Here is a 15733-nt window from a genome sequence, read left to right on the forward strand (position 1 = left end):
AAGTAGCCGACTTTGCATGTCAAGGTCGCGCGAGATCGGATCTAAAGTCGCGCGAGAACAGATTGCTTCTCGCGCGAGCTTATTTGTTAAAATAGAGCATAAAAAAAGCCCGTTTCGTACTATAAAAACGGGCAAGGTCCTTAAAAAGGTCAGGTTACCCTAACCCTCTAATTTGAGATTTTGTGGCTGAATGAGTGTAATTCGAGTAGCTTTTTTGGCACCATTCAAGATAACAACATTTAACAAACAAAAGCCTTTCAAAATGAGCTTCACAGCCCATTCAGAAATACCATTCTTGCAGTGCGGACTGATACTTGAAAAGACGAAGATTTGCTTCTCTCCGATAAGACATATCTTACCCTCTTGAAAGAATAATCCTTCAAGCAAAATGAGAATCAAAAAGACGGTAAGTAATATGCTCATCTCCATGGATACTATCATTAATTCATTGACTAAGATACTAAAAAGGCCCCTAAATCTAAAATCCGGTAAGATCGCTAACAAAATAGTCTGATTACTTTTTGACACAAAGATTTAGAAGGATACATATCATAGTAAAGAATGCAACTTGGTTGCACGAGGAGACCCATACCTTTGCCAAAAACAAAAACAAAATTATTATGGGATGCAGTTGCCACACATGTAATATGAATGACCAACACAATCACGAAAGCAACCATTGTGGTCATCAGGAAAAAGTTAAATCAAAAAGTTTTGTCTCTTTGTATTGGAGACCTATCGTTTCGTTTGTAATGCTAATAATAGGCCTTGTTGCTACACATAGCAACATTGGACTTCCAAATTATGCTGAATTGATTTGGTTTATTTTGGCATATCTTCCGGTTGGGCTACCGGTCTTAAAAGAGGCGATTGAAGCTGCAAGTCATAAAGATTTCTTCAGTGAATTTACACTTATGAGTATTGCTACGATAGGCGCTTTTGCCATTAAGCAATATCCAGAAGGCGTGGCTGTCATGCTCTTTTACACTGTAGGAGAATATTTTCAAGAGAAAGCAATTGTAAGAGCCAAAAAGAACATAGGAGAACTTCTGGACAAACGTCCCGAAAAAGTTACGGTGATTAGAAACAACGAGAGTCAAATAATATCACCCAAAGAGGTTGTCGTGGGTGAAACTATCGAACTCAAAGCCGGGGAAAGAATTCCTTTAGATGGAACAATGCTTTCGGAGCATGCCTCCTTTGACACCGCAGCATTGACCGGAGAAAGTGTGCCAAGAAATATATTTAAGGGTGGTAAGGTACTTGCCGGGATGATTGTGTTGGACAAGGTCATCCGCCTTAAAATAGACAAACCTTATGAAGAAAGTACATTGTCTCGTATTCTCAAACTTGTACAAGAGGCCTCCTCACGAAAAGCTCCCGCCGAACTTTTTATGCGCAAGTTTGCCCGTATCTACACTCCTGTCGCGATTGGTCTATCTATATTAATTATAGTACTACCCTTTATTTATTCTCTTTTTGCCACAGGATTTGCTTTTGAAATAAGCACATGGCTTTATAGAGCACTTGTGTTCCTTGTCATATCCTGCCCTTGCGCTCTGGTTATTAGTATTCCACTTGGATATTTTGGCGGCATTGGGGCAGCTTCTAAATATGGTATACTTTTCAAAGGGGGAAATTATTTGGATGCAATCACAAAGATCGATGCAGTGGCATTCGACAAAACAGGCACCATCACAAAAGGTATTTTCGAAGTAAGCGAACTAAGCACCGAGATGGATTCCGAAGACAAATTCCTCTCCCTCATCAGTTCCATCGAGTCAAAGAGCAATCATCCCATATCCAAAGCAATCCTAAAATACGCTCAACAAAAAAATATTGATACAAGGGGTTTGAGTCAAGTTAATGAGATTGCCGGATTTGGTCTTACGGCCACTTATGAAGGAAGAGAACTGATTGTGGGTAACTTAAGATTGCTGGACAATAAGAATATCATTTATCCCGAAACCTTAAAAAAGAAGGTTGGAACACTTATCGTTGCATCTCTGCAAGACAAATATATCGGATATATTCTTCTCGAAGATCAAATAAAAGAGGATAGCAAATTAGCTGTCGATCTATTGAAAGGACAAGGAGTCAAACATATAGTCATGCTATCCGGTGACAAAAAAGAAATTGTCGATAAGATTGCCACCCAAACAGGAATAGATGAAGCTTATGGAGAATTGTTGCCTCTGGATAAAGTTAAACACATCGAAAAGTTTCGTCATCAAAAAGGATATGACATTGCCTTTGTCGGAGATGGTATGAATGATGCTCCTGTCTTAGCCATAAGTAACATCGGCATCGCAATGGGTGGACTTGGGAGCGATGCAGCAATAGAAACTGCAGATGTAGTGATCCAAAATGATCATCCAAGCATGATTGCCAAAGCAATCCACATAGGAAAAGTCACAAAGACAATTGTCTGGCAAAACATCATCATGGCAATAGGGGTCAAAACAGCCATACTACTCCTCGGGATATTTGGATTAACCTCTCTTTGGGCTGCAGTCTTTGCCGATGTTGGAGTGGCACTTCTTGCCATCCTTAATTCAATCAGAATACTCAAATATTTCAAATAGAATCAGATTATCCGAGAAATAGTCTAATACCATGCAAAACACCCCACAATTTGACTATTGAAGCCAAAATTATTCATCGCATTTTAAACAATAGTTTGATTTCGAAGAGGATATTTGTTGGACACTTTACCCAAAAAAGAACTCTTTGATAGGAAACTTCTTGCCTAACACCTATAAATAGCACACTAAATTGATTACCTTTGCAAGGCAATAAATAGTTAATATGAGGTTGAAACTTTTTAGTCTCATCCTTGCTATGGCTAAAAGTTAATTTGTTAGGAACAGCAACAATCTATGGATAAGGTTATAAAAAGAGCACTGATTTCAGTCTTTCACAAAGAGGGTTTGCAAGAAATACTAAAAACCCTTAACGATGCCTCTGTAGAATTTGTATCTACAGGTGGCACAATGGAATATATCAAGTCACAAGGATATCCATGCACATCAGTCGAAAGTATCACATCATCTCCCGAGATGTTGGATGGAAGAGTCAAGACCCTGCACCCCAAAGTGTTTGGAGGTATCTTAGCAATAAGAGAAAACGAGAAGCACCAAGAGGATGTCAGGAAACAAGCCCTTCCACTTATTGATCTCGTGATTGTAGACCTTTATCCATTCGAAGAGACAGTAGCCAATGGAGGTACACCGGAAGAAATCATCGAAAAGATTGATATTGGCGGCATATCACTTATCAGAGCTGCAGCCAAAAACTACAAAGATGTACTAATCTGTGCTTCCAGAAACCAATACTCTTCTCTGATAGGACTCCTCAAAGCTAAAAATTGCGCAACATCAGAAGCAGAGAGAAGGACCTTTGCTAAAGAGGCCTTTGCAGTTTCGTCTGCCTATGACACAGCAATATTCAATTACTTTGACGAAGACAGTCATAGTCACCTCAGAATTGCTGCTGACGAACAAAAGACTTTGAGGTATGGAGAAAATCCACATCAGAGAGGAATCTTTTTTGGTGATCTCAACCAGGTATTTGATAAGATACAGGGTAAAGAATTGTCTTACAACAATCTTCAAGACATTGAGGCCGGTGTCAATCTTATCGATGAGTTTACTGCACCGACATTTGCAATCCTAAAGCATGGCAACGCTTGTGGTATTGCTTCAAGGGGAACCATTCTTGAAGCTTATATCAAAGCTCTCGAAGGCGATCCCATCTCAGCTTTTGGAGGTGTGATGATAAGCAATAGGCCTATCGATGAAGAGACAGCCAAAGAGATAGACAAACTATTCTTGGAAGTTATTGTTGCGCCGGACTACGACACAGAAGCTCTGAAGCATTTGACAAGAAAGCAAAACCGTATTATCCTAACAAGAAAGAATAAGGACAAGCAGCATTGGCAATACAAATCAGTGCTCAATGGAGTCCTAATGCAGGAGTACGACAATGCGACGGAAACAAAAGCCGATATGCAATGTGTAACCCAATCCACCCCGTCTGAAGACGAGATCGATGATATGATTTTTGCCAATAAAGTTGTAAAGCACTCCAAAAGCAATGCTATCACACTTGTCAAAGACAGTCAGCTCATTGCTTCCGGTGTTGGACAAACATCAAGAGTAGACTCTCTTAAACAAGCAATCGAAAAAGCACAAGGCTTTGGCTTCGATCTCAAAGGAGCATCAATGGGAAGCGATGCGTTTTTCCCCTTCCCCGATTGCGTCGAGTTAGCAGCCAAAGCAGGTATTACAGCCATTGTACAGCCGGGAGGCTCTATCAAGGATCAGCTGAGCATTGATAAAGCTAATGAGCTTGGGGTATCCATGTGCTTGACAGGGGTAAGACATTTTAAGCATTAACATTCATATCAAGTACTATTTTGTATAATACTGAAGTTAGAGTATGTAGGAAGTGAGCCCCGCAACGAAGCTAATAATAGAGCTTGTACGACTCGCAGAAACATTACTCCTTCCATGTATGACAAGGTCCATTGGGACTAAATATATTTACTCTTAATTAACCCACGCTAAGAATAGTAGTTCAACAAAATGGGATTATTCAACTTTAGGCAGTCACTTGCAATAGACTTGGGCACTGCCAACACAATTATAATCAAAGACGGCAAAGTTGTATTGGACGAGCCATCGGTGGTATCTTTTGATGTCAGATCAAATCAGATTTTGGCTATCGGAAAGCAAGCCAACGAAATGTACGAAAAGGGCAATGCCAATATACGCACCGTCAGACCTTTGCACGATGGTGTAATTGCAGACTTCAATGCTGCAGAACAAATGATCAGAGGGATGATCAAAATGATTTCAAAAAAGAGATCTTGGTTTTCTTCTGCCCTTAAAATAGTAGTCTGCATTCCATCGGGAAGTACAGAGGTTGAGATAAGAGCCGTTAGGGACTCCAGTGAACATGCCGGAGGACGAGACGTCTATTTGATTCACGAGCCAATGGCTGCGGCTATTGGTATCGGCATTGATGTACTTGCCCCGGAAGGAAATATGATTGTTGATATAGGTGGAGGTACGACTGAGATAGCCGTAATTTCGCTTGGTGGTATTGTCAAAGATCAGTCTATTCGCGTAGCAGGTGATGTGTTTACACAAGACATTGTTGATCATATGAGAAGTACTCACGGAGTGAAGGTTGGAGAAAGAATGGCCGAACAGATCAAGATAAATGTTGGATCTGTGCTTCAAGACTTACCCAACCCACCCGAAGAATACGCTATATGGGGAGCAGACATGAAGGATACATTGCCACAACGCATCAATGTAACCTACCAAGAGATTGCACTGTGTCTCGAAAAGTCTATTCAAAAAATAGAGGCAGCTATCCTAAAAACATTGGAAGAGACTCCTCCCGCACTGTATGCCGACATTGTCGAAAATGGAGTAAACCTCATCGGTGGTGGAGCTTTGCTAAGAGGCTTGGCAGAAAGACTCACAGCTCGCTTCGAGATTCCATTTAAGGTGGCGGAAGATCCATTACATGCAGTAGCCAAAGGTACCGGCATAGCCCTCAATCATACAGATACATTTAAGTTTTTGATTAGATAATCAGAGGTTCTTAAGCTTATCATCAATCTCTGGATCTATGATAGGCTTAAGAAATACTCCATATCAAAAGGGATAAGGAGAACATCTTTTGATTACAGCAAATCCTTTGCCGTCCGATCATACTTGATAAGGTAGATTCTACCATATCTTATATCGTAGCAACATCCATATTTTACAATGATATATTTTTGGGCGTAGCAAAGAAAGGATAGAATATCATCAGAAGATAATCTTTCTACTTCCAAAGAGTTTATACTTCGGGAGAAGCTGCAATGGGAGGATTGCTTCGCACAAAATATCTTTTTGTGATATAAATGCGATGCACTACCCTAAGGGAGTTGGCACAAAGCATTCGGACAATCACATCTTGCGCTGCTCCACTATGACTCACTAAAAGCAAAAGAGAAGTAAAAGAGAATATGTAACAACAAGGGATCCAATAGGGTTGGATCGAAGATTTAGATATGAAGAAACTGGTAGATTTTTGTGCCAGGCACAAACACTGGTTTCTCTTCATAGTCATGGAGATTGTGGCTTTGACTATTCTATTCAATCAAAGCCTTTATCATAGAAGCTTAGGGCTTATTGCAACGAATAAAGTAGTTGGTACAATCAATTCAGGGTTAAGCAAATTTGATCACTATCTCCACCTAAGCGAAGAGAACAGAGACCTTATTTCTCAGCTTGCCACGGCTGAGCAAAGATATCTTGTGCTTGAGCGCAAGATGCAGGCAGCTATTGCTGATACTGTACATCCATTGGTCTTTGCAAATGACTCGATTCTACCGACTCCAAATGATGTTTCTTTTATAACAGCCCGCGTTATAAATGCATCAAGCAACCGAATAAACAATTACCTGTCTATTGACAAAGGGTTAAAAGATGGCATCGAAAAAGAAATGTCTGTAATGAGCACAACCGGCGTTGTTGGAACGGTGACTGATGTATCGGATCACACAGCCCTCGTTGTGCCTATTATCAACTCTAAACTCAGACTAAGTTGCAGACTGAAGAACCAAGGATTTGTAGGCTCACTTGTCTGGGATGACCCATCCAATACACAACTGGCCCACCTAACCGACCTTCCTCAGCATGCCATTGTAAAGCCGGGAGACACAATCGTAACAAGTGGATACTCTGATATTTACTACCCTAATCTTGTTGTTGGATATGTCACTAAAGAGATAAAGGGCAATACTCAAAAACAAAATTCGAGCAAAGAGATCAATCTGGCAAGTGGAACCAACCTGTCAAGCGTGCCAATCATGTTAGCAACCGATTTTTCTCGATTGTCTTATGTATATGTACTAACCAAAAAGCCCAATATTAGGGCCAAAAAGCTTCAAGATTCGATTAGTAACAATGGACTTTAGACAAATTATTATCATACTCGTATCAATTGTCATACTTGCATTTGCTCAAGTGTGGATCTTTAGTCCTATGGCACTCTTTGGCTATGCAACACCATTGGTATATACATTTATACTTCTTTTGATACCCAACCGGTCCGGACCTTCTACCAATCTGATATTGTGCTTTCTTACAGGTGTATTGGTAGATATATTGGGAGGTTCGCCCGGACTAAATACAGCGGCATTTACTTTTGTAGGATTGATTCGAAACTATTTGGCCATACCATTCTTGCAATCAGAAGAGAATAGGATCAACGAAAAGCCGGGGATTTATAGCATGGGAGCCAATTTCTATATCTTCCTGTTTCTGCTCACCGGCATCCATACCATTGCATTGTTTTTGCTTGATTCGCTCCAACTATTCAACATTTCATACTTCCTACTTCATACGGTAGCAAGTTGGATAGCCACCTTCCTGCTCAACCTGTTGCTTTACTTTATCTTTGGTCAAAAACGAGTAGTTCACCACATATGAAATGAATAGCAATAAGCTATATCCTCGCCGAATACTGATTATTGTGCTTACCATATTGATAGTAAGCCTATATATTATCCGTCTGTTTTACCTTCAAATACTTAATCCTAACTATAAGGCTGAAGCAGACAACAATGCCTTTTATCAAAAAGCCTTATACCCGGCAAGAGGGATTATAAGCGATCGCGAAGGTAACATCATGGTTTATAATAAGGCAACTTATGACCTTATGATTACAATGAGGGAGGTGACTCAGCTGGATACATTAGACCTTTGCAAAACCTTAAACATCGAACCGAAGCTGTTTGTTGAAAGACTCAACAAAATAAAAGACAGAAAGCTTAATCCGGGATATTCTCCTTTTGTACCACAAATTTTAGTTTCTCAATTAGAAGCCCCCGAAGCGGGACGCTTTCAAGAGAAATTGTACAAGTTTCCGGGATTTGCCATCCGATCAAGGACGCTTAGAGAATACGAATACCATTGCGCAGCCAACATCCTTGGTTATCTGTCTGAAGCAGACCCAAGAGACTTAGAAAACGACAGTTCGCTTGTAGCAGGAGACTACATTGGAAAAACAGGTATTGAGAAAAGCTACGAAAAATACCTTCGAGGAGAAAAGGGGGTTGAAGTACTATTGAGAGATGCCAGAGGTCGCATCAAGGGGAAATATCAAAATGGAGCACATGACAAACCTTATGTATTGGGACACGACCTCACGTTAGGGATAGATGCCAATCTTCAAACATTCGGAGAAGAGCTTATGCGGGGCAAACGAGGAGCTATCGTCGCCATAGAACCCTCTTCGGGAGAAATACTATGTATGGTATCCTCACCATCTTATGACCCGGCCCTATTGACCGGAAAAGAGAAAGGAGTCAATCTGAGACAACTCGCCAATATTCCGGGCAAACCGCTCTACGACAGATCAATCATGGGATACTACCCTCCCGGCTCGACTTTTAAGCCAAGTCAAGGAGCTATTTTCCTTCAAGAAGGGGTCTTATCACCCTCTACAGCCCTAAGCTGTTATCACGGATTTCCTCCACTACATTCAAGACCCAAATGTCACTCGCATCCGTCGCCGGTAAGTCTAGTACCAGCACTTGCAACCTCCTGTAACGCATATTTCTGTTGGGGGCTTCGCTTCATGCTCGACAACAGGCAATACTATCCCAATGTCCAAGTTGCTTTTGAGCATTGGAAACAACATATGGTGCAATTGGGATTTGGATATAAATTAGGTATCGACCTCCCCAACGAAAGAAGAGGATATATTCCTAATGCGAAAGTATATGACAAATTGTATAAGGGAAGATGGAATAGCAGTTCAATTATTTCTATAGCCATTGGCCAGGGTGAAATCTCAGCAACTCCCATGCAGATGGCCAATCTGGCAACAATCATTGCCAACAGAGGCTTTTTCTATACTCCTCATGTAGTTAAAAAGATAGAAGGATTTCCGTTGGACACAGCCTACACCACTCTTAGAGATAGTCACATCAAAGCATCTATATGGGAATATATAGCAGAAGGGATGGCAAAAGCAGTCACAAACGGAACATGTCGCAATGCCAATTTTGCTCCGGGCGAAATAGAGGTCTGTGGAAAAACGGGTACAGCTCAGAACCCTCATGGCAAAGATAATTCCGCCTTTATAGGATTTGCTCCAAAGGATCATCCAAAGATAGCAGTCTGTGTCTATGTTGAAAATGGTGGATTTGGAGCAACCATCGGCGTACCAATCGGAAGATGTATCATAGAATACTATCTGCGTCACGGCAAACTGAGTCCGGCAACAGAGGCTATAGCCGAACGGATGAAGCACCTATACATTGGTTATAAAGATGAGATTTACAAGATCAATAAAAAAAGTGATTCACAACTTCCCGTTAGAGAGCAGGACAATCATAACAACAAGGAGACCATAAAGAGGGAAGAGACCGAAGAGTCTGAATCCACAAAACAAATAAATCCAACAGAAAATGGACAGAAGGAATAAACCTCTTATCAAGAGAATTGACTGGTTCTTGATCATTCTATATCTGATCATGGTGACTGCAGGTTGGTTTTCCATTTGTGGAGCGACATACGACTTCAATATTTACGACCTATTCTCAATGGGAAGCAGACCCATGCAGCAGGTAGTGTGGATTGGTCTTGCGATTGTCATTGGTATTATCATCATTACGATAGACCAGAAAATATACGAGCAAGCCTCCCCCTTCATCTACTTTGCAATGCTGATAGTCCTTGCCGCCACCATTGTGTTGGCACCCAATATCAAAGGGTCTCACTCGTGGCTGGTAATAGGACCTCTGAGGCTGCAGCCCGCAGAATTTGCAAAGATATCCACGGCTATGATGCTTGCCTTCTTGTTTAACCAATACGAATACAAATTAGATTCTCTAAAATCATATCTGCAGGTTTTTGCCATCGTTGGAGCACCTATTCTACTTATTCTCCTCCAGAACGAAACCGGATCGGCTTTGGTCTTTTTCACATTCTTTCTTGCACTATATCGTGAAGGATTCAATGGCGTATTTCTGGGATTAGCCGGCACTGCTGTGGTATTGTTTGTAACAGCCATGAAGCTTAGTGACAGTCTTATATTCGGCAATACTCAGGCTGATGTCTGGTCAATTACAATGATGATTGCCATTGCTACCATGTGCTGTATCGCTGTCTACACAAAGAAAGTTGGAAAGTATTTTTGGCTCATCACAATTGGAGGTACCATTCTCGCAAATATAGCCACATACATTATTCGATTTTGGTACCCCATTGAGTATATATGGGCCAACTATCTTCTTTTGCTATGGCTCATAGGTTGGCTTTTAAGACGTTCTATCGTAAGACTCAAAAAAGGATATCTATTCATAGCAATGTTTTCGCTTGGATCGCTTCTCTTTTTCCATTCTGTTGACTATGTATTTGACGAAATCATGCAACCTCACCAACAGATGCGTATTAAAGTGGCATTGGGTATCGAAGATGATATCAAGGGAAGCGGATACAATGTCAATCAATCAAAGATAGCCATTGGATCGGGAGGTCTTAGTGGCAAAGGATTCCTCAAAGGAACTCAGACCAAACTTAAATATGTGCCTGAGCAAGCGACAGACTTTATATATTGTACCATTGGAGAAGAGCAAGGGTTTGTAGGATCGAGCATCACACTCATCCTTTTTGCACTTATGATATTAAGAATCATATTCATTGCCGAAAGGCAATCCTCAACCTATGCCCGAGTCTATGCCTATTGTGTTGCATCGATCTTATTATTTCATGTAACCATCAATGTCGGTATGGTCATAGGTATTGTACCCGTAATAGGTATTCCATTACCTTTCTTTAGCTATGGAGGCTCATCCTTATGGGGATTCTCAATATTACTATTTCTTCTTATTTCTCTCGATGCAAGAAGGATTGAATGATCTTAAATGAATAAACTTGACCTCCAAATTGCTCTAAAAACATTTGAAGGTCCAATTCACAACTCATATAGTTTACCTTTCAATTAAGCAAGAAACAACTTCTAAGAAAGGACAATCATCATTACTCAATAACAAACAAGCTATCATAGATATGACACATTACAAGGTTGAAATAAAATATGTAGATCTACCCGGTGAGTTATCAAGTGAAATTGTTACAGATATCTTATCACAAATGCTGGCAGATATCGGATTCGAGAGCTTTGAATATCAAGAAGAAGGATGCTGTGGTTATATTCAGCAAGAGCTTTTGGATAAAGAATCGATCGACAACGTTGTATCATCTTTCCCAATCGAAAATGTTAAGATGGACTATTCATTGGAGCTCATACCTAACAAAGATTGGAATAAGGAGTGGGAAAGCAAATACTTCCAACCAGTTGTCGTAAACGACCAATGCATCATCAAAGCCCCTTTTCATGAAGTAGATAAAAGTTATAAATACACTATCCTCATCGATTCCAAAATGGCTTTTGGAACCGGAAGCCACGATACGACAGCGCTTATCATGCGTTACCTTATTAGCCATAAGCCGGAAGGAAAAATTGTTTTAGATATGGGGTGTGGCACAGGTGTATTGGCAATAGCAGCTAACCTTTTTGAGGCTAAAGAAACTGATGCTATCGATATAGATCAAAGCGCAGTCGATAACACCATAAAAAATTTGGAACTCAATCTCATATCACATTGTAATGTCATAAAGGGAGACGCCTCAGCTATCCCATCAAACAAACAATACGACCTTATCATGGCCAATATCATGAGAAATATCCTACTGGAAGATATGGATAAGTATGAAAAGGTATTGAAAGAAGAGGGTAAGTTGATCATGAGTGGGTTTTATCAACAAGATGCAGAGATCATCACTCAAAAAGCACAAAGCTTGGGACTAAAGATGATATATCAAGAATCAACGCCGCAAGGCTGGACAATGGTGGTAGTACAAAAATGTTGTTAACTCACCTATGACAAGTCCAATTATAGCTCATTTAAGACTCCTATAATCAGAGATTTCTTGAGATACAACTTAATGCCAAAACGTATTATATCATAACGATTGTAGATCTATTATACTCTTAATTCAACCGTATAACTCGAAATTAGACATATAAACTACCTTTTTTATACACTTTATTTACGTCTTATAGGTTAATTCATCAATAAATAGTAATTTTGCGTCAAACAACTAAAATGCTTGTCATAACAGCAATGAAAGATTTACATTTCGAAAACGTAAGACGTGAGTATGAGAGTAAGCAACTCAAACGCTCTCAAATGCCGGACAACCCATTCGAGAAGGTTACAGAATGGTTGCAAGAAGCGGCAAACAATCCAAAGGTATTGGAACCTACAGCAGTCATTGTCTGTACAAGTACTCCTGATGGACATCCATCATCCAGAACTGTACTCTTGAAGGAATTTCTTAACGGAGAGTTCATTTTTTACAGCAATTATGAGAGTCGTAAGGGGCAGCAGATGAAAGAAAATCCGCATGTATCCCTAACATTCTTGTGGCACGAACTCGAAAGACAAATCCACATTGAGGGAGAAGTAAGAAAGCTTGAACCCGAACTAAGTGACGAATATTTCAAAACAAGACCATACAAAAGCCGAGTAGGCGCACGCATCTCTCCACAAAGTCACCCTATACCCAACAGAGCATACATCATGGCAGAATTTGTCAAAGAGTCCGCCAAGTTTTTGGGAAGGGCTGTTCCAAGACCTGACAATTGGGGGGGATTTGCAGTAAAACCGGTAAGGATTGAGTTCTGGCAAGGAAGAGAGAGTAGACTACACGACAGATTCTTGTATCAAAAGGAAGATGAAAACAAATGGTCTTGCGAACGAATTGCCCCTTGATAACAACACATAATCAACAATCATCATATGAATAAAACTGAATTACTTAAGCTTCTCGTTGAAGAAGTTGACGCCTACGATGCAATAGTCGGAGGTGGAGCATATCTTAGTCCACAAGCTTTCGCAGCATATCTCAATGTCAGCAAGCGATCCAGAGATGAATCCGGAGAAAGAGCAAGCGATGATATGCTCAATAGTAAAATTGCCTCTTCACTGGGTCTTCTATACAGATTTATCCACTCTTACATCAAAAGAGCATTTATCAACACCAAAGTTCAGACCTTGGAAGATTGTACATACCTTATGACTCTGCATAGAGGGGAAGTGATGACCAAGACTCAGCTCAACAATGCAAATGCAATGGAAAAAACATCCGGAGCTGAAGTGATTAGGAGACTAAACAAAGCAGGACTTGTCGAACAAAAGGAAAGTCCGGTGGATAGAAGGTCTATGGATGTGTCTATCACCAAAGAGGGTAAAGAAGAACTCAAAAAAGTACTTCCGCATCTCTTTGCATGCGCATCAATCCTTACAGCGGGATTGAGCAAAGAACAAAAAGAGATTTTATGTGATTTGCAGACTACATTGTGCAATCACAACAAAGATCTATTTAGTCAATACAAAGACTTAAATCTGGTAGAGCTTTGCGAAATTATTGGTATTGAATACACCGGTAATAAACCCTTTGGACATCCTGGTAGCGCTGAAGGTTCACACCACGAAGGATAACAACAAGTAGCATATATCCACGAAGGTCCGCCACATAACAATATGGACAATATTGATTTCAATGAGAGGTCATGGATGAGAGATGGACTAAGAGAAGTCCTATCAAATGCCATGACCTCTCTTTTTTATGCAAAAAGCACTTTCCAATACATTATCCTATCCACCAAAGAGTACTCTCAACTTCTTTTGGACAAACGTATAGAAACTACTACTGTGTTATACCTGCAAACACTATGGAAGGTATACAGCTACGAAGACGCAATTATAAAAATCGAGTACATCAGAAACTACCCCAATCGTATAGGACTCGACACCCAAAATATAACAGAGATAGATACACCACCCCATCTTACAAAGGATCTGAGTCAAGGAGCAATACTATTTCTGCAAGCAGCTAAAGCCCAAAAAGAAAGAAAAACAAACCCCAAACTAATACTATCAGGTACACCACTACAAATAGAGACATGGAAAGCTCTTGAACTGATACCATATGGCAAAGTGGTAAGCTACACAGATATAGCGATTTTAGTACACAGACCAAAAGCCGTAAGAGCAATAGCAAATGCAATATCCAAGAATCCTCTTGCTCCTATACTTCCCTGCCATAGAGTCATTAGAAGTAATGGAGATATAGGCGGATACGCTTTTGGAAAAACCGAAAAAGCGAAGATTCTAACCTTAGAAATTTGCAATACTAAGAGAAAGTATTAGCGAAGAATCCGTCAATAAAGGCACTTTATTAAAGCAAGAAAGATAACCTTAAATCAGATAAATGAGATAAATAATGTAAATTTATTAAGCCATTTTTAGTACAAATATCTGTTCATTTTTAATCTAAAAGGAGGCTCATTCTTCACGAGAGTCATTAGCGATAGGACGATTACGTCCTATCTGAGTATTAATAAATGTATATAGCGCTTTTTATTGAAGAGTTGAAGGCTTAAAATTGCACTTCAGGCTGCTTTTTTTGTAAGGTCGCGCGACTTGCAATCCATTCTCGCGCTACCTTGAACCTATACTCGCGCGAGGTTGCACTTGAAGTAGCGCGACTTCGCATGGCAAGGTCGCGCGAGATCGGATCGATAGTCGCGCGAGAACAGATTGCTTCTCGCGCGAGCTTATTTGTTAAAATAGCGCATAAAAAAGCCCGTTTCGTACTACAAAAACGGGCAAAGTCTGTATAAGGTCAGGGTTTCCTAACCCGGGAATGAAGGAAATTCAGTATAAATAAGAGGTATTAAAAGCTCTTTTTTAGAATTAGATACAACAATAATATTTAACAAATAGAGATCCTTTGTTGCAGGCTTCCCAGCGCAACAAAAAGGATAATCGGTAAGGTTATTTTTAATGATTGCCGATATGGCAATTTGTTCGAAAATCATGGAACATACTTGTGCCTCTTGCAGGTATGATCCGACAAGCTTTACTAAAAACAAAAATATAGTCAGTAGTATGTGTATTCCCATGGTTTATATTCAATTATATGGCTAAGATACTAAAAATCAACAACATTTCAATATCAAGTTTCCACAATCGAAAATCTCTTAAGGTCGAGTTCTACCTCTATAAAAAACTACTATGAAAAAGATGAGACCTTGCACCGACATAGGTAATGATTATAGAAACGAACATAAACTTTGTAGCTATTATCTAAAGTTACTATCTTTAACGAAAATTCAAATCAACCCATTATGTCACAAACTTATTTTGACTTTATTATGTTAGTAGAGCCGGCTTTAGTATGGACAAGCGGGCTGGCAATAACGATATTCTTAACAAAAAATATTATTAAAAGAAGAACCTATCCACTCGTACTGCTCGAGATAGGAGCAATCGTAGCTTTGATCTTATTCAGTCTGTACCTTATAGGACATATCGAATACTACAGCATATTTAGGTTCGATGGATCCGACCAATCAATCGAATTGCACGAAGCCAAGTCGCTCTCAGCAACAGCGATAATGTTTCAGCAAGTATTTTTGACAATGCTGTTGGGGAATGTGATATTATACGCCATTTTAAAGTACACAATACTTCGGTAAATTTTTACCGAAAAATTAAAAGTTAAACAATAGAACTGACAAAAGTCGGTTCGAAAACACTAAAGAGATCATTGAAATGTTGTCAAAACGAATGGTTAAGCATGAAGAAATG

At 39.9% G+C, this 15733-nt stretch carries 13 protein-coding genes; 12 read left to right on the forward strand and 1 reads right to left on the reverse strand.

All coding sequences use genetic code 11. The features are described from left to right. Window positions 1-159 precede the first annotated feature (159 nt). On the reverse strand, window positions 160-429 hold the full coding sequence (locus ACFO3G_RS09290) for a hypothetical protein (protein ID WP_380080191.1): 270 nt from the start codon (window positions 427-429) through the stop codon (window positions 160-162). Between the two features lie 191 nt (window positions 430-620). Here ACFO3G_RS09290 and ACFO3G_RS09295 point away from each other — a divergent pair, with 191 nt between their 5' ends. From ACFO3G_RS09295 to ACFO3G_RS09350, 12 genes are all read left to right on the forward strand, one after another. Further along, entirely contained in the window at window positions 621-2585 is a 1965-nt protein-coding gene (locus ACFO3G_RS09295) for a heavy metal translocating P-type ATPase (protein WP_417390153.1), read from the forward strand. A gap of 294 nt (window positions 2586-2879) precedes the next feature. Further along, complete coding sequence (purH, locus tag ACFO3G_RS09300; protein ID WP_380080193.1) at window positions 2880-4397, forward strand: bifunctional phosphoribosylaminoimidazolecarboxamide formyltransferase/IMP cyclohydrolase; 1518 nt, start codon at window positions 2880-2882, stop codon at window positions 4395-4397. Window positions 4398-4586: 189 nt separating this feature from the next. Then, window positions 4587-5606, forward strand: a complete 1020-nt coding sequence (gene mreB / locus ACFO3G_RS09305) for a rod shape-determining protein (RefSeq protein WP_380080195.1) — start codon at window positions 4587-4589, stop codon at window positions 5604-5606. 464 nt (window positions 5607-6070) lie between these two features. After that, entirely contained in the window at window positions 6071-6979 is a 909-nt protein-coding gene (mreC, locus tag ACFO3G_RS09310) for a rod shape-determining protein MreC (RefSeq protein ID WP_380080197.1), read from the forward strand. Next, on the forward strand, window positions 6969-7493 hold the full coding sequence (locus tag ACFO3G_RS09315) for a rod shape-determining protein MreD (RefSeq protein WP_380080199.1): 525 nt from the start codon (window positions 6969-6971) through the stop codon (window positions 7491-7493). The genes mreC and ACFO3G_RS09315 overlap by 11 nt, the downstream gene beginning before the upstream one ends. A 1-nt stretch (window position 7494) precedes the next feature. Then, window positions 7495-9495, forward strand: coding sequence for a penicillin-binding transpeptidase domain-containing protein (locus ACFO3G_RS09320; protein ID WP_380080201.1), 2001 nt, complete (start codon window positions 7495-7497; stop codon window positions 9493-9495). Then, the gene (rodA, locus tag ACFO3G_RS09325; protein WP_380080203.1) at window positions 9479-10930 is read left to right on the forward strand and encodes a rod shape-determining protein RodA; all 1452 of its coding nucleotides are present in this window, start codon (window positions 9479-9481) and stop codon (window positions 10928-10930) included. Before ACFO3G_RS09320 ends, rodA begins: the two co-directional genes overlap by 17 nt. A gap of 151 nt (window positions 10931-11081) precedes the next feature. Then, window positions 11082-11948: a 50S ribosomal protein L11 methyltransferase gene (prmA, locus tag ACFO3G_RS09330; protein ID WP_380080205.1), complete on the forward strand. Its 867-nt coding sequence runs from the start codon at window positions 11082-11084 to the stop codon at window positions 11946-11948. A 251-nt stretch (window positions 11949-12199) separates the two neighbouring features. Beyond that, the gene (gene pdxH, locus ACFO3G_RS09335) at window positions 12200-12850 is read left to right on the forward strand and encodes a pyridoxamine 5'-phosphate oxidase (protein WP_380080207.1); all 651 of its coding nucleotides are present in this window, start codon (window positions 12200-12202) and stop codon (window positions 12848-12850) included. A gap of 27 nt (window positions 12851-12877) precedes the next feature. Further along, complete coding sequence (locus tag ACFO3G_RS09340; protein WP_380080209.1) at window positions 12878-13579, forward strand: MarR family winged helix-turn-helix transcriptional regulator; 702 nt, start codon at window positions 12878-12880, stop codon at window positions 13577-13579. A gap of 42 nt (window positions 13580-13621) precedes the next feature. Next, the gene (locus ACFO3G_RS09345; RefSeq protein ID WP_380080211.1) at window positions 13622-14290 is read left to right on the forward strand and encodes a methylated-DNA--[protein]-cysteine S-methyltransferase; all 669 of its coding nucleotides are present in this window, start codon (window positions 13622-13624) and stop codon (window positions 14288-14290) included. Window positions 14291-15270: 980 nt separating this feature from the next. Beyond that, window positions 15271-15621 (forward strand): hypothetical protein, encoded by a 351-nt coding sequence (locus tag ACFO3G_RS09350; RefSeq protein WP_380080213.1) that lies wholly within the window; start codon window positions 15271-15273, stop codon window positions 15619-15621. Window positions 15622-15733 lie beyond the last annotated feature (112 nt).

Origin of the sequence: Falsiporphyromonas endometrii (assembly GCF_042654485.1) — a bacterium.
GTDB lineage: Bacteria > Bacteroidota > Bacteroidia > Bacteroidales > Porphyromonadaceae > Porphyromonas > Porphyromonas endometrii.